Annotated in this window: 12 protein-coding genes; 5 read left to right on the top strand and 7 right to left on the bottom strand. The window is 57.3% G+C overall.

The window, feature by feature from the left end:
* Positions 1-18: 18 nt before the first annotated feature.
* On the top strand, positions 19-492 hold the full coding sequence (mntR, locus tag ACRDD5_RS07470) for a manganese-binding transcriptional regulator MntR (RefSeq protein ID WP_271281596.1): 474 nt from the start codon (positions 19-21) through the stop codon (positions 490-492).
* Complete coding sequence (locus tag ACRDD5_RS07465; protein ID WP_438676361.1) at positions 489-1,604, top strand: anion transporter; 1,116 nt, start codon at positions 489-491, stop codon at positions 1,602-1,604. Before mntR ends, ACRDD5_RS07465 begins: the two co-directional genes overlap by 4 nt.
* A gap of 50 nt (positions 1,605-1,654) precedes the next feature.
* Here the strand turns inward: ACRDD5_RS07465 and ldtB are convergent, their stop codons facing one another.
* Entirely contained in the window at positions 1,655-2,575 is a 921-nt protein-coding gene (gene ldtB, locus ACRDD5_RS07460) for a L,D-transpeptidase (RefSeq protein ID WP_271281597.1), read from the bottom strand.
* A gap of 218 nt (positions 2,576-2,793) precedes the next feature.
* Between ldtB and ACRDD5_RS07455 the strand changes: the two genes are divergently transcribed.
* Positions 2,794-4,389 carry an ABC-F family ATPase gene (locus ACRDD5_RS07455; RefSeq protein WP_271281598.1) on the top strand — a complete coding sequence of 532 codons (1,596 nt, stop codon included), beginning with the start codon at positions 2,794-2,796 and terminating at the stop codon, positions 4,387-4,389.
* Between the two features lie 90 nt (positions 4,390-4,479).
* Here the strand turns inward: ACRDD5_RS07455 and ACRDD5_RS07450 are convergent, their stop codons facing one another.
* The gene (locus ACRDD5_RS07450) at positions 4,480-6,843 is read right to left on the bottom strand and encodes a TIM-barrel domain-containing protein (RefSeq protein WP_438676360.1); all 2,364 of its coding nucleotides are present in this window, start codon (positions 6,841-6,843) and stop codon (positions 4,480-4,482) included.
* A 17-nt stretch (positions 6,844-6,860) separates the two neighbouring features.
* Positions 6,861-8,162: an MFS transporter gene (locus ACRDD5_RS07445; protein ID WP_271281600.1), complete on the bottom strand. Its 1,302-nt coding sequence runs from the start codon at positions 8,160-8,162 to the stop codon at positions 6,861-6,863.
* A 268-nt stretch (positions 8,163-8,430) separates the two neighbouring features.
* Between ACRDD5_RS07445 and ACRDD5_RS07440 the strand changes: the two genes are divergently transcribed.
* Positions 8,431-9,504 (top strand): LacI family DNA-binding transcriptional regulator, encoded by a 1,074-nt coding sequence (locus tag ACRDD5_RS07440; RefSeq protein ID WP_438676359.1) that lies wholly within the window; start codon positions 8,431-8,433, stop codon positions 9,502-9,504.
* Here ACRDD5_RS07440 and ACRDD5_RS07435 read toward each other — a convergent pair.
* From ACRDD5_RS07435 to ACRDD5_RS07420, 4 genes are all read right to left on the bottom strand, one after another.
* On the bottom strand, positions 9,501-10,763 hold the full coding sequence (locus tag ACRDD5_RS07435) for a DUF1479 domain-containing protein (protein WP_271281602.1): 1,263 nt from the start codon (positions 10,761-10,763) through the stop codon (positions 9,501-9,503). The genes ACRDD5_RS07440 and ACRDD5_RS07435 overlap by 4 nt on opposite strands.
* A 151-nt stretch (positions 10,764-10,914) precedes the next feature.
* Positions 10,915-11,730 (bottom strand): Cof-type HAD-IIB family hydrolase, encoded by an 816-nt coding sequence (locus tag ACRDD5_RS07430; protein ID WP_438676358.1) that lies wholly within the window; start codon positions 11,728-11,730, stop codon positions 10,915-10,917.
* A 175-nt stretch (positions 11,731-11,905) separates the two neighbouring features.
* Positions 11,906-14,338 carry a formate C-acetyltransferase/glycerol dehydratase family glycyl radical enzyme gene (locus ACRDD5_RS07425; protein ID WP_438676357.1) on the bottom strand — a complete coding sequence of 811 codons (2,433 nt, stop codon included), beginning with the start codon at positions 14,336-14,338 and terminating at the stop codon, positions 11,906-11,908.
* A 4-nt stretch (positions 14,339-14,342) separates the two neighbouring features.
* Positions 14,343-15,242: a glycyl-radical enzyme activating protein gene (locus tag ACRDD5_RS07420; RefSeq protein ID WP_438676356.1), complete on the bottom strand. Its 900-nt coding sequence runs from the start codon at positions 15,240-15,242 to the stop codon at positions 14,343-14,345.
* Positions 15,243-15,369: 127 nt separating this feature from the next.
* Here ACRDD5_RS07420 and fsa point away from each other — a divergent pair, with 127 nt between their 5' ends.
* Entirely contained in the window at positions 15,370-16,032 is a 663-nt protein-coding gene (gene fsa, locus ACRDD5_RS07415; RefSeq protein WP_438676355.1) for a fructose-6-phosphate aldolase, read from the top strand.
* Positions 16,033-16,339 lie beyond the last annotated feature (307 nt).

The raw sequence follows: 16,339 nt of genomic DNA, 5'->3' as shown, positions 1-16,339 counted from the left end.
CCGCAAGAGGAAGCACCAATGAACCGCCGTGCAGGTAAACCCATAACCAAAAAAATGACGCAGCTGGTCAATGTTGAAGAGCATGTCGAAGGCTTTCGTCAGGTCCGCGAGGCGCATCGTCGGGAGTTGATCGACGACTACGTTGAGCTGATTTCCGATCTGATCCGCGAGGTGGGGGAGGCCCGTCAGGTGGATATGGCTGCACGCCTTGGCGTCTCCCAGCCGACGGTGGCAAAAATGCTCAAGCGTCTGGCGACGGTAGGTCTGATCGAACTGATCCCGTGGCGCGGGGTGTTTCTGACCCCGGAAGGGGAGAAGCTGGCGCAGGCGAGCCGCGAACGTCATCAAATCGTCGAAAACTTCCTGCTGGTGCTGGGCGTCAGCCCGGATATCGCCCGCCGCGACGCCGAGGGGATGGAGCACCATGTCAGCGAAGAGACGCTGCAGCAGTTTCATGCGTTTACCCTCAAACACGGATCTTCCGCTGAATGACCCTTCCTGGCCTGCGGGCGCTGGCCCGCGATCGTTTCTTTCATCTGTTACTGGTTGTCGGCGTGGGGCTCAGCTTTCTGGTTCCCTTCGCGCCAAAGCGTTGGCCTGCCGCCATCGACTGGCACACCATTATTACCCTCTCCGGGCTGATGATGCTGACCAAAGGGGTCGAGCAGAGCGGCTTCTTTGATGTATTAGGGCGCAAGCTGGTGCGCCGTTTTGCCACCGAGCGGCGGCTGTCGCTGTTTATGGTGTTCTCCGCGGCGCTGCTGTCGACGTTCCTCACCAATGACGTGGCGCTGTTTATCGTAGTTCCGCTGACGCTTACCCTGCGCAAGCTGTGCGAAATCCCGGTTAACCGGCTGATTATCTTTGAAGCGCTGGCGGTCAACGCCGGGTCGCTGCTGACGCCGATTGGCAATCCGCAAAACATCCTCCTGTGGGGGCGCTCCGGTCTGTCGTTTGCCGCCTTTACCTGGCAGATGGCGCCGCTGGCGCTGGCCATGATGTTAACCCTCGGGCTGGTGTGCTGGTTTGCCTTCCCGGCGAAAGCGCTGAACTACCATAGCGGCACCTCCGCGCCGCAGTGGAAGCCACGCCTGATCTGGAGCTGTCTGGCGCTCTATATTGTCTTTGTCGCAGCCCTGGAGCTAAAACAGGAGCTGTGGGGGGCCTTGCTGGTGGCGGGCGGTTTCTTACTGCTGGCGCGACGGGTGCTGATTAGCGTGGACTGGACGCTGCTGCTGGTGTTTATGGCGATGTTTATCGACGTGCACCTGTTGATTCAGGTTCCGGCCCTGCAGGGGATGTTGCACAGCGTTGGTGGGCTCTCGCAGCCGGGACTGTGGCTGACGGCCATCGGCCTGTCGCAGTTTATCAGCAACGTTCCGGCCACCATTTTGTTGCTCAACTATGTGCCACCCACGGCGATGTTGGCGTGGGCGGTGAACGTCGGGGGCTTTGGTTTACTGCCGGGATCGCTGGCCAATCTCATCGCACTCAGGATGGCCAACAATCGCCGTATCTGGTGGCGTTTCCATCTCTGGTCGCTGCCGATGCTGCTCTGGGCGGGGCTGATAGGGTACGGATTACACCTTCTTCTGCAGACATAAGATAAAAAAAAGCGGGCATCGTAGCCCGCTTTTTTATGCCTGTAATGCGATTAGTTCAGACGAACCGGCATACCGGAACGGTTCTGAATCGCCTGATCCACAACGGTGGTGTCCACATCCTGCTGGCTGGTGATGGCCTGCACGTTGCTGGTCAGGGTGACCGGGACGGTAACGTTATTGTTGATCTGATCTTCGCTGGTGGACAGCGGATTGTGTACTTCGAGGTAGCGGCTGCCATCCGGCTCGGTCGTGGCTTTTACCGGCTCGTTAATGAACTGCACGCGGGTGCCGACCGGCACGTTCTCGAACAGGAATTTGATGTCGTCGTTACGCAGACGCACGCAGCCGTGGCTTACGCGCAGGCCGATACCGAAGTTAGCATTGGTGCCGTGAATCGCATACAGACGGCCGATATACAGCGCGTACAGACCCATAGGGTTGTCCGGGCCTGCCGGAACGACGGCTGGCAGCGGCTCGCCTGCGGCGATATATTCCGCGTGCATTTTGGCGGTTGGCGTCCAGGTTGGACCCGCTTTTTTGCGCTCAACTTTGGTGGTCCAGTTCATCGGCGTATCTTTGCCTAACTGGCCAATACCGATTGGCAGCACGATGACGGTGTTGGTGCCTTTCGGGTAGTAGTACAGACGCATTTCGGCGCTGTTGATGACGATGCCTTCATGGACGGTGTCCGGCAGGATCAGCTGCTGAGGAATGTTCAGCACCGTGCCGCCTTTCGGCAGGTACGGGTCGACGCCCGGGTTAGCTTCCATAATGTTGGAGAGGCCCAGCTGGTATTCCGCGGCAAAATACTCCAGCGGCTGAGTGTTGCCTTCCTCAATGGTCACGACCTGGTTCTGACCCACCAGACGGCTACCGTCGGTTGGCAGAGGATAGGTGACAGCAGAAGCGGTCTTGCAAAACCCTACTACGGCAAACGCCACTGCAAAAAGCGATGTAAATTTCATATTCATGGTGTGCGAGGTATCTGTGCCACTACGGCATGTAGTTAAAGGTATGAACGGTTTAGGCGCGCATTATATGTGCATTCACCGCAGCATGGAATTCGGATGTGTACTAAATCACACTTTTTTCCATATTAATAACCTTTAGCACCACGTTGTTACACGCGATCTCATTATTGAATTGTGGCATAATGCCGGGTTTATCACACTTCTTGCAGGAATTCCCCGTGTTAGTTACCAGCAACATCACTATGCAGTTTGGCAGTAAGCCGCTGTTTGAAAACATTTCCGTCAAATTTGGCGGCGGCAACCGTTACGGCCTGATTGGTGCCAACGGTAGCGGAAAATCCACCTTCATGAAGATCCTCGGCAACGATTTAGAGCCGTCGCTGGGTAACGTTTCCCTCGATCCGAACGAGCGCATCGGTAAGCTGCGTCAGGATCAGTTTGCTTTTGAAGAGTTCACGGTGCTCGATACCGTGATCATGGGTCACGGTGAACTGTGGGAAGTGAAGCAGGAGCGCGATCGCATCTACGCCCTGGCTGAAATGAGCGAAGAAGATGGCTATAAAGTAGCCGATCTTGAAGTGCTGTACGGCGAAATGGACGGCTATTCTGCAGAGTCCCGCGCGGGCGAACTGCTGCTGGGCGTGGGTATTCCCGTTGAGCAACACTACGGTCTGATGAGCGAAGTCGCGCCAGGCTGGAAGCTGCGTGTCCTGCTGGCGCAGGCGCTGTTCTCTAATCCGGACATCCTGCTGCTCGATGAACCAACGAACAACCTGGACATCGACACCATTCGCTGGCTGGAGCAGACGCTGAACGATCGCGACAGCACCATGATCATCATTTCGCACGACCGTCACTTCCTGAACATGGTCTGTACTCACATGGCCGATCTGGACTACGGCGAACTGCGCGTGTACGCCGGTAACTACGACGAATACATGACCGCAGCCACCCAGGCGCGTGAGCGTCTGCTGTCTGATAACGCCAAGAAAAAAGCGCAGATTGCTGACCTGCAATCCTTCGTGAGCCGCTTTAGCGCCAACGCCTCTAAATCGCGTCAGGCAACCTCTCGTGCGCGTCAGATCGACAAGATCAAGCTCGACGAAGTTAAAGCCTCCAGCCGTCAGAACCCGTTCATCCGCTTTGAGCAGGACAAGAAGCTGTTCCGTAATGCACTGACCGTCGAAGATCTGGCGAAAGGTTTCGACAACGGTCCGCTGTTCAAAAAATTCAATCTGCTGCTGGAAGTGGGCGAGAAGATTGCCATCCTCGGTGCTAACGGCGTGGGTAAAACCACCATGCTGAAAACGCTGGTCGGTGAACTGGCGCCGGATAACGGCACCGTGAAATGGTCCGAGAACGCGCAGATTGGTTACTATGCGCAGGATCACGCTGACGATTTCGATAACGATCTGACGGTTTTCGACTGGATGAGCCAGTGGAAATCCGAAGGTGATGACGAGCAGGTGGTGCGCAGCTTCCTGGGTCGCCTGCTGTTCAGCCAGGACGATATTAAAAAGCCGGCGAAAGTGCTCTCCGGTGGTGAGAAAGGACGCATGCTGTTCGGCAAGCTGATGATGCAGAAACCGAATATCCTGGTGATGGACGAACCGACCAACCACCTGGATATGGAATCGATCGAATCGCTGAACATGGCGCTGGAAATGTATCAGGGCACCCTGATCTTCGTTTCCCACGACCGTGAGTTTGTCAGCTCGCTGGCGACCCGCGTGATTGAAATTACGCCGGAGCGCGTAGTGGACTTCACCGGTAACTACGAAGATTATCTGCGTAGCAAAGGCATTGATAACTAAAATAAACCCCTCTTCCCATAGGGGAGAGGGGACCGCTCGGTGCGTTTTTCACCCTCACCCCTATGGGGAGAGGGTCGGGGTGAGGGGCGGTTACACCACCCACTCACGCCCTTCAACGCCGTTCACCCGCAGCTGGCGTTTTTCCCCCGCAGGTAACGACACCTTAAGCGCTTTCCAGGCCGGGCGATAATCCCCGCGAGAGGCCACGTTCAGATTGATGGTTGCGCCATCGCACACCATTTCCCATTCCAGCCACAGCGCATTGCCTTTCTGGTAGCCCCAGCTTTCGCCATCATCTTCAAACAGCAGACCAGAGGTTGTCCCCACGCCTTTCACCGGGAACAATTGCAGTTCGCGGGTGTTGTCTTTCTCGGCGCTCACATGAGTGATACGTTCGCTGAGCGGCAGACCGGCACCGGCGCGAACCATTAACGGCAGTTTTTCCAGCGGTGCGTCGCGAACGATCCACTGACCGCCGGAGAACCATTCGTGAGTATAGAAATCGTACCAGCCGGTTTCATTGTCCGGCAGCCAGATACGACGTTCGCGCTGGGCGGCCTCGACGACGCTGGCGACTAACAGATCGCGGCCCAGCAGGAAATCATCGCACTCTTCGAATGTCTGCTCGTCATGCTCGTGATCGAGGAAGGTCGGGCGCAGCATCGGTTCATCGTCGGCGTGAGCCTGCCAGAGCAGGGTATACAGATACGGCAGCAGGCGGTAGCGCAGCTCAATTGCGCCACGAATGGCAGGCGTCACGCCCGGATACATCCACGGCTCGTTCACCGTACGATCGTCATTCCACGAGTGGATGGTAAAGCGCGGATGCATGACGCCATTTTGCACCCAGCGCACGAACAGTTCCGCGTCCGGTTTATCGCCGGAGAAGCCGCCAACATCGTGGCCTACGTTAAACAGTCCGGACAGGCTCATACCCAGTCCCATGCGGGTGTTATAGCGCAGGGTGTCCCAGTTGGTGCGGTTATCACCGCTCCAGGTCTGCACGTAGCGCTGCATACCGGCGCAGCCGGAACGGGAGATCAGGTAGGGGCGTTTATCCGGTGCAAAACGCTGCTGCGCTTCCATCGAGGCGCGCATCATCAGCAGCGGCATCACCGGGCGAATATGTTTGATGGCAATTTCCTGCCCAAACCCATGGCAGCGGGCTTCGCCATCCCACACTTCAAACTCGTTGTTATCGTTCCAGGTGGAGTCGATCCCCATCTCCAGCAACTGGGTGGTGACGCCGTTCTGCCACCACTGGACCGTGCCTGGATTCGTAAAGTCGAGGTGCGAACCTTCGTCATCCCAGAAGCTTGAATGCTCGGGCGCGTCGGTTTCAGAGTCGCGAATGAACAGTCCTTTTTCCGCCACTTCGTTGTAGCGCGGATGATCCTGCAGCAGGCACGGCTTGATGTTAGCGGCCAGCTTCAACCCGGCATCGTGAAACGCCTGGCTCATCACCTTCGGCTGCGGCACCTTGTCATAATTCCAGTTAAAGACGTAGCGCTTACCGTTAATAGAGGTATAGCCCGACGACAGCTGAAACGAATCACATGGAATGGCATGCTCTTCACTCAGGCGGATAAAGTTCATCAGCTGGTTTTGCGCATCCGGCGCGTCGGTGTAGTGCATGGTCGAGCCGCTGTAACCGAGACTCCATTTTGGCCCGAACAGCGTTTTGCCGGTCAGGCGAACAAACGCCTTGGTCACATCCAGCACGCGTTTGCCGGTAAAAATGTAGTAATCGATATCGCCCGCTTCGGCCTGCCAGCGGCGGTAGGCGGTGTGATAGTTGTCGATCTCGTTGCCCAGATCCAGCCAGCAGCTGCTGAGGTTGTCATAAAACAGGCCGTAGCTCACGTCATCGCGGCGGGCGATGGTGAACGGAATATGCTTGTACAGCGGGTCGGTGCTGACCGCGTTGTAACCCATCGCATCCAGGTTGCGCATCTCAAAGCGCTTGCCGTTACGCTGCAAATTACCCGCTTTCTCGCCCAGGCCGTAAAAGCGTTCGTCTTTACGACGGCTCAGGTAGTGTGCGACGCCGTCGCCGTGGGCATTCAGCAGATAGGCGCTGGTGGGGCGGTCGTTAACCAGCGCCTGCCACTCACCGGCCTCCTTGCGATACTGCCACTCCAGCCACAGGGGCTGGTGGACGGTCACGCGCAGGTGCTCAGTGGCGACGGTCAGGCCCTCGTCCGTGTGGGTCAACGTCCAGGAGGGGCAGGTAAAGCCGCTAAGATCTTCACGAGAACGGCCTTCCCACGGCACATCTTTTTGCGGAGCAATGCTCCAGGTTTTATCCAGCGCCAGCTCGCCTTTGCGCTTAATCAGCACGCGGAACAGATTCTCTTCCAGCACATACAGGCACAGGCGGTGCTGATTATCGACCAGCAGTTCCAGATGGTTCGCTGACTGCTTATCCAGGGTCCAGTTTTTAAGGGTCTTCATACGTATCACATCCACTATCAGGCGCGCTTGGCGCGACGTTCAGCAATAAATGCCACCAGGAAAACAGCGCCAATCAGGTCAAAGAAACCCATGGCAATAAAGAGCGGGTTGAAGCCGATTTTGTCGGCGGTCACACCAATTAACAGAGAGAACAGGAAGCTGGCGATCCACGCCGCCGAGCCGCGCATCCCGTTGACGGTCGCCATCTGACCTTTATCAAACGACTCGACGACCAGCGCACTGAGCATGCAGGAGATAATCTGGTGGCCGAACCCACCGATGGAGATCAGCGCAATGGTGATATACGGGTCGCGGGTAATGGCCACCGTTGCCAGCGAGATCATCAAAAATGCGCCGGTGACGGAGCTGGCGACCACCGAGTTCACGCGGGAGCAGCCGAACAGGCGGGTGTAAAGACGGGTGAGATAACCGCTGGCGACGCTGCCAAGATCGGCGGCCAGGAACGGCAGCCAGGCAAACATCGCAATCTGTTTCAGGTCCATGCCGTGTTCTTTGGCAAGATACAGCGGTACCCAGAAGCTCAGCACGGCCCAGGCCGGCTCGGCCATAAAGGCCGGGATGGCGATACCGTAAAAGCGTTTGTTTTTCGAGACGGTTTTTAGCGCAGTCAGGAAAGGCAGTTTTACCGCAGGCGGCTCGTTATCCTGCTGGATGAAGGCCAGTTCGTCCTTGCCCAGGTTCGGGTGTTGTTCCGGATTATGGTAGAACGCCCACCACAAAATCACCCACAGCAGGGCCAGTACGCCGGTAAACATAAACGCACCCTGCCAGCCGAAGGAAGCATGGGCAAAGTAAATAATCGGCGGTGCCAGCATCGCCCCAACCGAGAAGCCCACGCCCGCCCAGCCTGCGGCGATCGGACGTTCTGATTTCGGGAACCATTCACCAATGGTTTTGGCGTTAGCGGGGGTGGCGGCCGCTTCCGACGCCCCCATAAAGAAGCGCAGGATCGCCAGATGCAGCCAACTGCCTGCCCCGGCGTGAAGAATACACATCAGTGCCCAGATACCGGCACAGACCATAAAGCCAATTTTCAGGCCAATCACATCGATCAGCCACCCGCACAGCGGTTGGAAAAGGGTATAGGCAATCTGGAAGGCACCGACAATCCATGAGTATTGTTCGGTGGTGATCCCCATACTCTCTTTCAGCTCGGGGGCGAGGATGCCTAAGGAGTTACGGGTGATGTAGTTAACGGTAACGCCCAGCAAAAACAGCACCAGAACATACCAGCGCAGATTTTTAATGACGCGGCGGGTTTTGCCGACCGCGACGGTGTGATTGATGTCCTGACTCATTCTTCGGTCTCCACAAGACGGACTGCAGGGTATGTAGGTTGAGGTGTCACACCGCTTATCAGTTTTAAGTGTTGTTGCTATACAACTAGTATGGGAGTGGTGTGACAAATTGAACTTAAGACAGAACGAGAACGAGAAATAGTGAGTTTTGTGCAAATTTTTTCATATCTGTTCTTAATGCACGGTAAGTATGATAATTAAATGCGTTATTGAGCGGTTTACGCGTTGTGAAAATTTATTCATTTAACATTCGGGGGAAGATCACAAAATGGAAAAAAGGCTAAAAATCGCCGAAATCGCCGCCCGTACCCAGCTCTCCATCAGCACCGTTTCGAGGGTGCTGGCAGGGAAGGCTAACACCAGCGAAAAAGCGCGCAAAAGAGTGCTGGAATGTGCGCGCGAGCTGGGGGTGATGGACGGGATGGCGGCCGGGCGTTTGCTGCTGAATAGCCTGATGGTCTTCGCCCCGCAGCGGGCGTTTGACGAGCGGTCCGACATCTTTTATTACCGGGTGATCCAGAGCGTGAGTAAAGCGCTGGCATCGCATGAAGTCAGGCTGCGTTACTGCGCGCTGGAAGAGAATGACGGCGATGCCCAGCTGTTTCTGGCGCGCATGAACGAGGCTGACACCCAGGCGGCGATCTTGCTGGGGATAGACGATCCGCATATTCACGATCTGGCGGTGGATGTGGGTAAACCCTGCATGCTGATTAACTGTCGGGATCGGCGGATGCGTCTGCCGGCGGTGGCACCCGATCACCGTGCTATCGGCGAGCTGGCAGCAGAATACCTGTTTGAAATGGGGCATCGTGAAGTGGTCAATGTGCTCTGTCTGCGCCGTTACACCATGGAGCTGCGTCTGGCGGGCATCCGGGACGCGTGGCAGTCGCGCAATCTCCGGTTCCACGATAAACGCGATCTGCTGGTGGTGCCGAGCTTCAGTGCCAAAGAAACCGAGCAACGGGTCAGCGAATGGCTCAGCCAAACCCCGGCGAAAAATCTGCCGACCGCCTTTCTGGTGGGGGGCGATTTTATGGCTGCAGGGACGATCAGCGCGTTACAAAAGCAGGGTTTGCGGGTTCCGCAGGATGTGTCGGTGATGAGTATTGACGGTTTTAATCTGGCGGCGATCCAGGATGTGCCGTTAACGGCAGTCCATGTTCCGCGGGATGAACTGGGCGCCGAAGCGGTGCATATGCTCCAGCAGCGGTTTTTGCGCCCGGAAGCGCCGGTCGGGACATTACTGCTCAACGGCACGCTGGCGGTGCGGGAGTCGGTACGGCGGATACGTCAGGGGAAAAGACGCACCGCCGTTGATCGTGAAGGGCTGTACGATGATTAAGCCATGCCGAGGGCGCGTTTGCCGTGGATATTCAAATCCTCAACCGTGAAGCGTGACTGCCATTGTGCTTCATAGTCTTCACGCGGGAAGTCGCCCGGCGATGCGCCGGTCTCCAGCGCCGCTTTGACTTTCTTCGCGTAGGCGAGGTTTTTTTCGCACATCGGGGCCGCCGGAATGTACATCACGTTGCCCCAGCCCTGCTGGTCATCCACCGGCGCAACCGAATGGATCACATCGCAGTGCCACCACACGGAATCACCCGCTTCCAGCGCCGGAATAGAGGTTAAGGCTTCAATCAGCAGCGGGTGCCACTGCGCGGAAATCGGCAGCACGCGGCCTGGCGCCACGCCGCACAGCTCATCTTCCGGCACATCATCCAGCAGTGGACGCAGCAGAATATAGGCCATCGCTTCCGGGATCGGCACCACGTGCAGCAGGCCCTGATCCGGGATCATGTCCGACAGCGCTGTCCAGCCCTGGAAGGTGCGGAACACCGAGCATTTGGTGGTGTTATCCACGGTGTACTCTTCCACGTCGGTACGGTGCGCGGCGTTCCATGGATCGTATTGATCGATATTGCCATCGAAGACCCGGGCGAAGACCTGCTGATAGGCCGGGAGCAGCCAGCGCTCCAGCGCCCCGGAATCGGTATGCGCCCCAAGTCCTTTGGAGGTGGTTCCCGGCGGACGGCGGCGAATGCGGTCCGGGTAAATCACGCTGACGTCCGGGTTAAACCACTGCTTGCCGTTGCTCTCAAAGGTCCATAAACGGTTCAGGAACGACTGCACCTGGGCCATCTCTTCGCTCTGGCGGGCTTCCATCTGCGCATGTGACCAGTAGATCGGGTAGATCTCCGGGCGGGAGGCGGTCAGGGTGCCGAAGAAGTTATCCCCTGGTCCTTTGTAGACATCGTCGAAACGGTTGAGATCCAGATAGTCGAGCATGGCGTTATCCCACGCCAGCGCTTGCTCACGCGGGAAATGACCTTTGATCACCGCGCAGCCGCGGCGTTTGACGGCCTCGCGCTGCGCCGGGCTGATGTTACCGCTCTGCACGTCGGCAAACGGGATCACCGGCCAGACGGCGTCACCTTTGCTTTTCAGGGCGTTAATCTCTGCCACCCGGCTGGCAATCTTGTCGCTCAGGCGATCAAACACCGCCTGCACGTCGCCAATCTGCGCCCGCAGTTCGCGCTTCATCTGGCGGATCGCCGCTTTGTGATCGGCAGGCAAGGTTTCACTGGTAAACGTTAAGGACATAACAGCCTCGCTATCTTTCATTCGAAAGTAAAAGTGATTACAAGTGATACTTTAGGTTAAGAATAAGTTAATGCAAGTTAAAAAACTTGATGAAGTGCACAGGCTGAGAAAAGAAAGGGGAAATGCGCCGGAGGGATCTCCGGCGAGACGATCAGAGGCTGAACGGTGGGGTGTTATCGAGGACGGCCTGAATCACATTCAGCGCGCCCTGCTGGTTGTTGTCGTCGGTCTGGAAGCGGGAGAGGGCTTTTATGCTCTCGCCCGCATTGCCCATCGCGAACGAATAGTTCACAAACTTCAGCATTTCGGCGTCGTTGCCGCTGTCACCAATCGCCACGCACTCTTGCGGGGAGACTTTCCAGCGCTTCAGCAGGCGGCTGATGCCGTTGGCTTTGTGCAGACCGGGGATAATCAGATCGACAAAGCCGAACCCGCTGGTGACCGGCTTCATGATCCCGTCGAGGGAGACATGCAGCGCATCGACCAGGTTTGGGATGTCGCTGTCGGGCAGGTTCAACGAGAATTTAAACAGCACATCGTCGATCTCGCGGTAGTCGCTGACGCGCTGTAAGCGGTGGTAGTGCTTTGACATCAGCGCGACAAACGCCTCTGGTGCCTTATCGCTGATGTATGCGCTCTGCAGCCCGCAGGCGACGAAGTTCAGGGACTTATCTTTCAGCAGTTCGCCGAACACCACCTGCGATTCATGCTGAGTCAGTTCGCCGTGGAAAATCTGCTCGCCGTGATCGAACACCAGCGCGCCATTTTCCGCAACGAACGAGATCTGCGATTTGAGTTCCGGGAAGAACGAGATCAGCTGGTAATACTGGTTGCCGCTGGCGACAACGAACTCAATATTACGTGCCTGAAGTTGCTGGAATTGCGCCTGAAAGCGGTCACGATCGTACTGCTTGGCGTCATCAAGAAAAGTTCCGTCCATATCTGTGACGATAACTTTAACGGTCATACATTGCGCTCCTGAATCACTGCGTTTGAAACATTCTAATAACAAGGTGATGGGGAGCACAAATTTAATTTCGAATGAAAGTCAAAAAAGCCGGGCAGCCGAGGTAAAAGCAAAACGGCAACAGGGTTGCCGTTTTATGGGTTTTCTCCCTCTCCCTGTGGGAAAGGGGATCAAACTACAGCGTATGTTCAGTACGGGCGATGATATCGTCCTGCGCATCCGGCGACAGGGCGGTGAAGAATGCCGAATAACCTGCGACGCGCACCACCAAATCACGATACTGGTCCGGGTGTTGCTTCGCTTCCAGCAGCGTCTCGCGGGAGACAATGTTGTACTGGATATGCCAGCCTTTGTGCTCCTCGAAGAAGGTGCGCAGCAGCACCATCAGCTTCTGGCGGTCCGAATCGTTATCCAGCGTCGCCGGGTTGAGCTTCTGGTTCAGCAGCACGCCGCCGAGGATCGCTTCAGTCGGCAGTTTCCCGACAGAGCCAATCACCGCGGTCGGGCCCAGATGGTCGGTACCGGAAGCCGGGCTGGCCCCTTCCGCCAGCGGGGTGTGCGCTTTACGTCCATCCGGCGTCGCCATGGTTGCGGCACCAAACGGCACGTTAGCCGAGATAGACGACGTACCCGCATAGTAATTGCCGCCAATCGGGCCACGGCCATAGCGCGGATTATGGTACTGCTTCAGCTCCTCGATGTAGGTCTGATACGCCCTGGCCAGCAGCAGATCCACGCTGTCATCGTCGTTGCCGTACTTCGGTGCGCCGTTAATCAGACGCTGACGCAGCTGTTCGTGGGTCAGTCCTTCGTAGTCATCCGCCAGTGCAGCGGCCAGCTGCTGCTGACCGATCACGCCCTGTTCGAACACCAGCTTGCGCACCGCCGCCAGGCTGTTGCCGAGGTTGGCAATACCCACCTGCAGGCCGGACACCCAGTCATACTTCGCGCCGCCCTGTTTGATGCTTTTTGCGCGCTCGATGCAGTCGTCCACCAGCGCCGAACATAGAATGTCGTGGACGTTCTCTTCCAGCATGGTGTCCACCACGTACTCAATTTCGATGGATTTACGGGTGTAGTATTTAATCTGACGATCCCAGGCGGCCATCACCTCGTCGAAGTTGTTGAAGTTGCCTGCCGAAAGGGCTTTCACCTGCGGGAGGAACACATTCCCGCTGGTGGCATCGCGGCCGCCTTCCATCGCCGCCAGCATCACGCGGGCGAAGTTGATAAAGCTCATCCCGGTGCAGCGGTAGCCCCACTTGCCGCCGACGGCGGTTTCGATGCAACCAATCGCCGCGTAATCATAGGCATCAGCTTTTTCGACGCCGAGCTTGATGAACTCTGAAATCACAATCTCATCGTTGTTAAACGCCGGCATCCCGAAGCCGCAGCGGATCACCTGCACGCAAGCGTCGAGGAAGTCATTGCTCATGCCTGCATGGTAGCGCACGCTCAGGTTTGGCTGGGTGGAGCGCAGGCGACCACAGGATTCCAGAATCGCGTAGGAGAGCGGGTTCACTGCATCCATCGGCACATCATTCACCAGCATCTGGCCGCCGATGGTGACGTTCTGATACAGCGGGCTCCCGGCAGAAGCCTTGGAGTGCGAGCCGGAGCGGATCTTGTTCACTTCCAGCAGCTTCAGCCAGCAGCTGTGCAGCAGCTCGATAGCGTGCTCGCGATCCAGGGACTGGTTCAGCTCCACGTCGCGGCGGTAGTACGGGTAGAGATACTGGTCCATACGGGCAAACGACACCGAGTGGCCGTTAGATTCAATCTGCAGGATCAGCTGAATGAAGTAGCACAGCTGCAGCGCCTGCCAGAAGGTTTTTGGCGGTTCGTGGGCGATCACGTCGCAGTTTTCTGCCATCGCCAGCAGCTCGTCGCGGCGGCTTTCGCGGGTTTCGGTTTTCGCCATCTCGCGGGCCAGATCGGCAAAACGTTCGATATGCAGGCTTACCGCTTCCAGCACGATATCTACCGCTTTCAGGAACTGGTCGCCATGCAGATCCTCAAGGCAGGTGAGGTTAATGCGGGTGCGGCGCTCATCGACTTTGTGGCGCATACCGTCGAGCCCTTTTTCCAGCATCAGCGGGAAGTTCACCGCCAGGTGCGCGTCGCCGGAGGTCATGTTGCCTTCGGCTTTGATAATGCCGGTTTCCAGCAGGCCTTTCTGCTCGTCGGTGAACATGCCGTAGCAGCGATCCTGCACCGTCTGACCACGCCACCATGGGCAGAGCGTGTGCAGCACGCGCTTATTCTCTTCGCTGACCGCAAAGCCCGCGCCCGGACGATCCGCCAGGTCGTCGATCTCTTTTTCAATCCACGAGACGGTATATTCCGGGAAGATCGGCGCGGCGCGTACCTCGCTTGCCTGGTTACCGATAATCAGCTCGTCATGTTTGATCCAGATGGTGCGTTGCGCCAGATGATGGGCCAGCGCCAGCGCGCGACGCACCGGGATCGGCTTATCCATATGCTGCTGGTACATTTCGGTGTAGTGCTGGGCGCGTTCGGTACAGACCGGCGGCTTAACAATGTGGATCAGGGCCGATTTGTGCGCCTTAATGCGTTCGCTCAGGGTAGTAAGATTCAGCTGTGTCATAACATTATCCTCGTAAGGTCGCGGTTAACCCTTTCTGGGCGGCATAGTGCCGGGCAAAATCCAGTAAGGCAGGGTTATCGAGCGGTTTATCAGGGGCAGAGTAAGGTTGGCCGAGCAGGTGATATTTGTTCATGCCAAGCGTGTGGTACGGCAGAAAATGGATGTCGTGGACGTTGAGTTCATCGGCGGCAAAATTAGTAATCGCGGTAATCGAGGCTTCATCGGCGTTAAAGCCCTGGATCAGCGGCACGCGGATGGTGAGCTGTTTTCCGGCGGCGGCCAGGCGCTTGAGGTTGTCCAGCACCCGTTTCGCGGAGCCGTCGGTCCACTGTTTGAAGACCTCGGCATCGACGTGCTTCAGGTCCGCCAGAAACAGATCGATGAACGGTAATGAAGGTTCGATATAGTGCCACGGCACATGCAGGCAGGTTTCTACTGCGGTGTGGATCCCCTGCGCATGGCTACTTTCAAACAGCGCGCGGGCCAGCTCCGGGTTCATAAACGGCTCACCGCCGGAGAGGGTGATTCCCCCGCCGCTGCGATCGTAAAACGGCTTATCGCGCAGGACGGTGGCCATAATATCCGCCACCTGCTGCTCCTCACCGCAGACGGTCAGCGCCTGCGTCGGGCAGCAGTCGGTGAGGGCGTCGAGCAGCGGGGCGTCGAGTTTTTCCCGGTGGATAACCAGGCCATTCAGCGCGCGGTGGATAACCCCCGGTGCCGTCTGCTGGCAGAGGTTGCATCCTTCCAGACACAGGCGAGCATCAAACAGCACCTCCCGGGCGCGGTCGCGGCTCTCCGGGTTCTGACACCAGCGGCAGCTCAGCGAGCAGCCTTTCATAAATACCACGGTGCGGATACCCGGGCCGTCATGGGTAGAATAGCGCTGAATGTTGAAGATCATAATATCGCCTCTTGTTGCGTATGAAGATTAAATTACTTTCGAATGAAAGTTATCTTGACGTGCATCAACTCTGAGGCAGGTTTTCTCGTGATAGGGTTACTGCAGATTCATTTTTGAGGACCACATCATGGAACTGTATCTCGACACATCTGACGTAGCTGCTGTTAAACGACTGGCCCGCGTATTTCCGCTGGCAGGTGTCACGACTAACCCAAGCATTGTCGCCGCCGGTAAAACGCCGCTGGAGGTGTTACTGCCTCAGCTGCAGGAGGCGATGGGCGGTCAGGGCCGTCTGTTTGCGCAGGTGATGGCAACCACCGCTGAAGGCATGGTAGAAGACGCGCTTAAGCTGCGCGCCATCTTGGCCGATCTGGTGGTGAAAGTGCCGGTCACGGCAGAAGGGCTGGCGGCGATCAAGATGCTGAAAGCACAAGGGGTTCCGACTCTGGGTACGGCGGTATACAGCGCGGCGCAGGGAATGATGGCGGCGTTGGCCGGGGCGGAATATGTTGCTCCGTACGTTAACCGCGTGGATGCGCAGGGCGGGGACGGGATCCAGACCGTTGCCGAATTACAGCAGCTGCTGACGCTTCATGTACCGAATTCAAAAGTGCTGGCGGCGAGCTTTAAAACCCCGCGTCAGGCGCTGGATTGCCTGCTGGCAGGCTGTGAATCTATCACCCTGCCGCTGGACGTGGCGCAGCAGCTGATTACCTCTCCGGCGGTCGATGCTGCGATTGCGAAGTTCGAGCAGGACTGGCAGGGCGCGTTTGGACGGACATCGATTTAACGCGCACGGAACTGTCCCTCTCCCACAGGGCTGAGGGATCCCCACAAAAAATTGGCACGGTCGGCCCCCTCTCCATTCAGGGAGAGGGTTGGGGTGAGGGGGAGCATGCGGCTCCGGTGGTGGTTCCGTTCACTTTAAGTGTTGTGCTTCTCTGTCAGTCGCGTCACACGTGAACGTGCCAGGGCGGCTCAATCGCCACCGCCCTGGCTACCCGGGCTCCCGGCAAGAAAATCGTCGCTACGCGATACCCTCAGCTTATTCCTTCCGGCTTCGGGTCGGGCGCGATCCTACATCCATGTAGGTCACG

This window comes from Silvania sp. (genome assembly GCF_051656365.1).
Classification (GTDB): Bacteria; Pseudomonadota; Gammaproteobacteria; order Enterobacterales; family Enterobacteriaceae; genus Enterobacter; species Enterobacter hatchlandensis.
The sequence above is the reverse complement of the archived record's forward strand: the minus strand, read 5'-3'. Positions and strand labels throughout refer to the sequence as shown.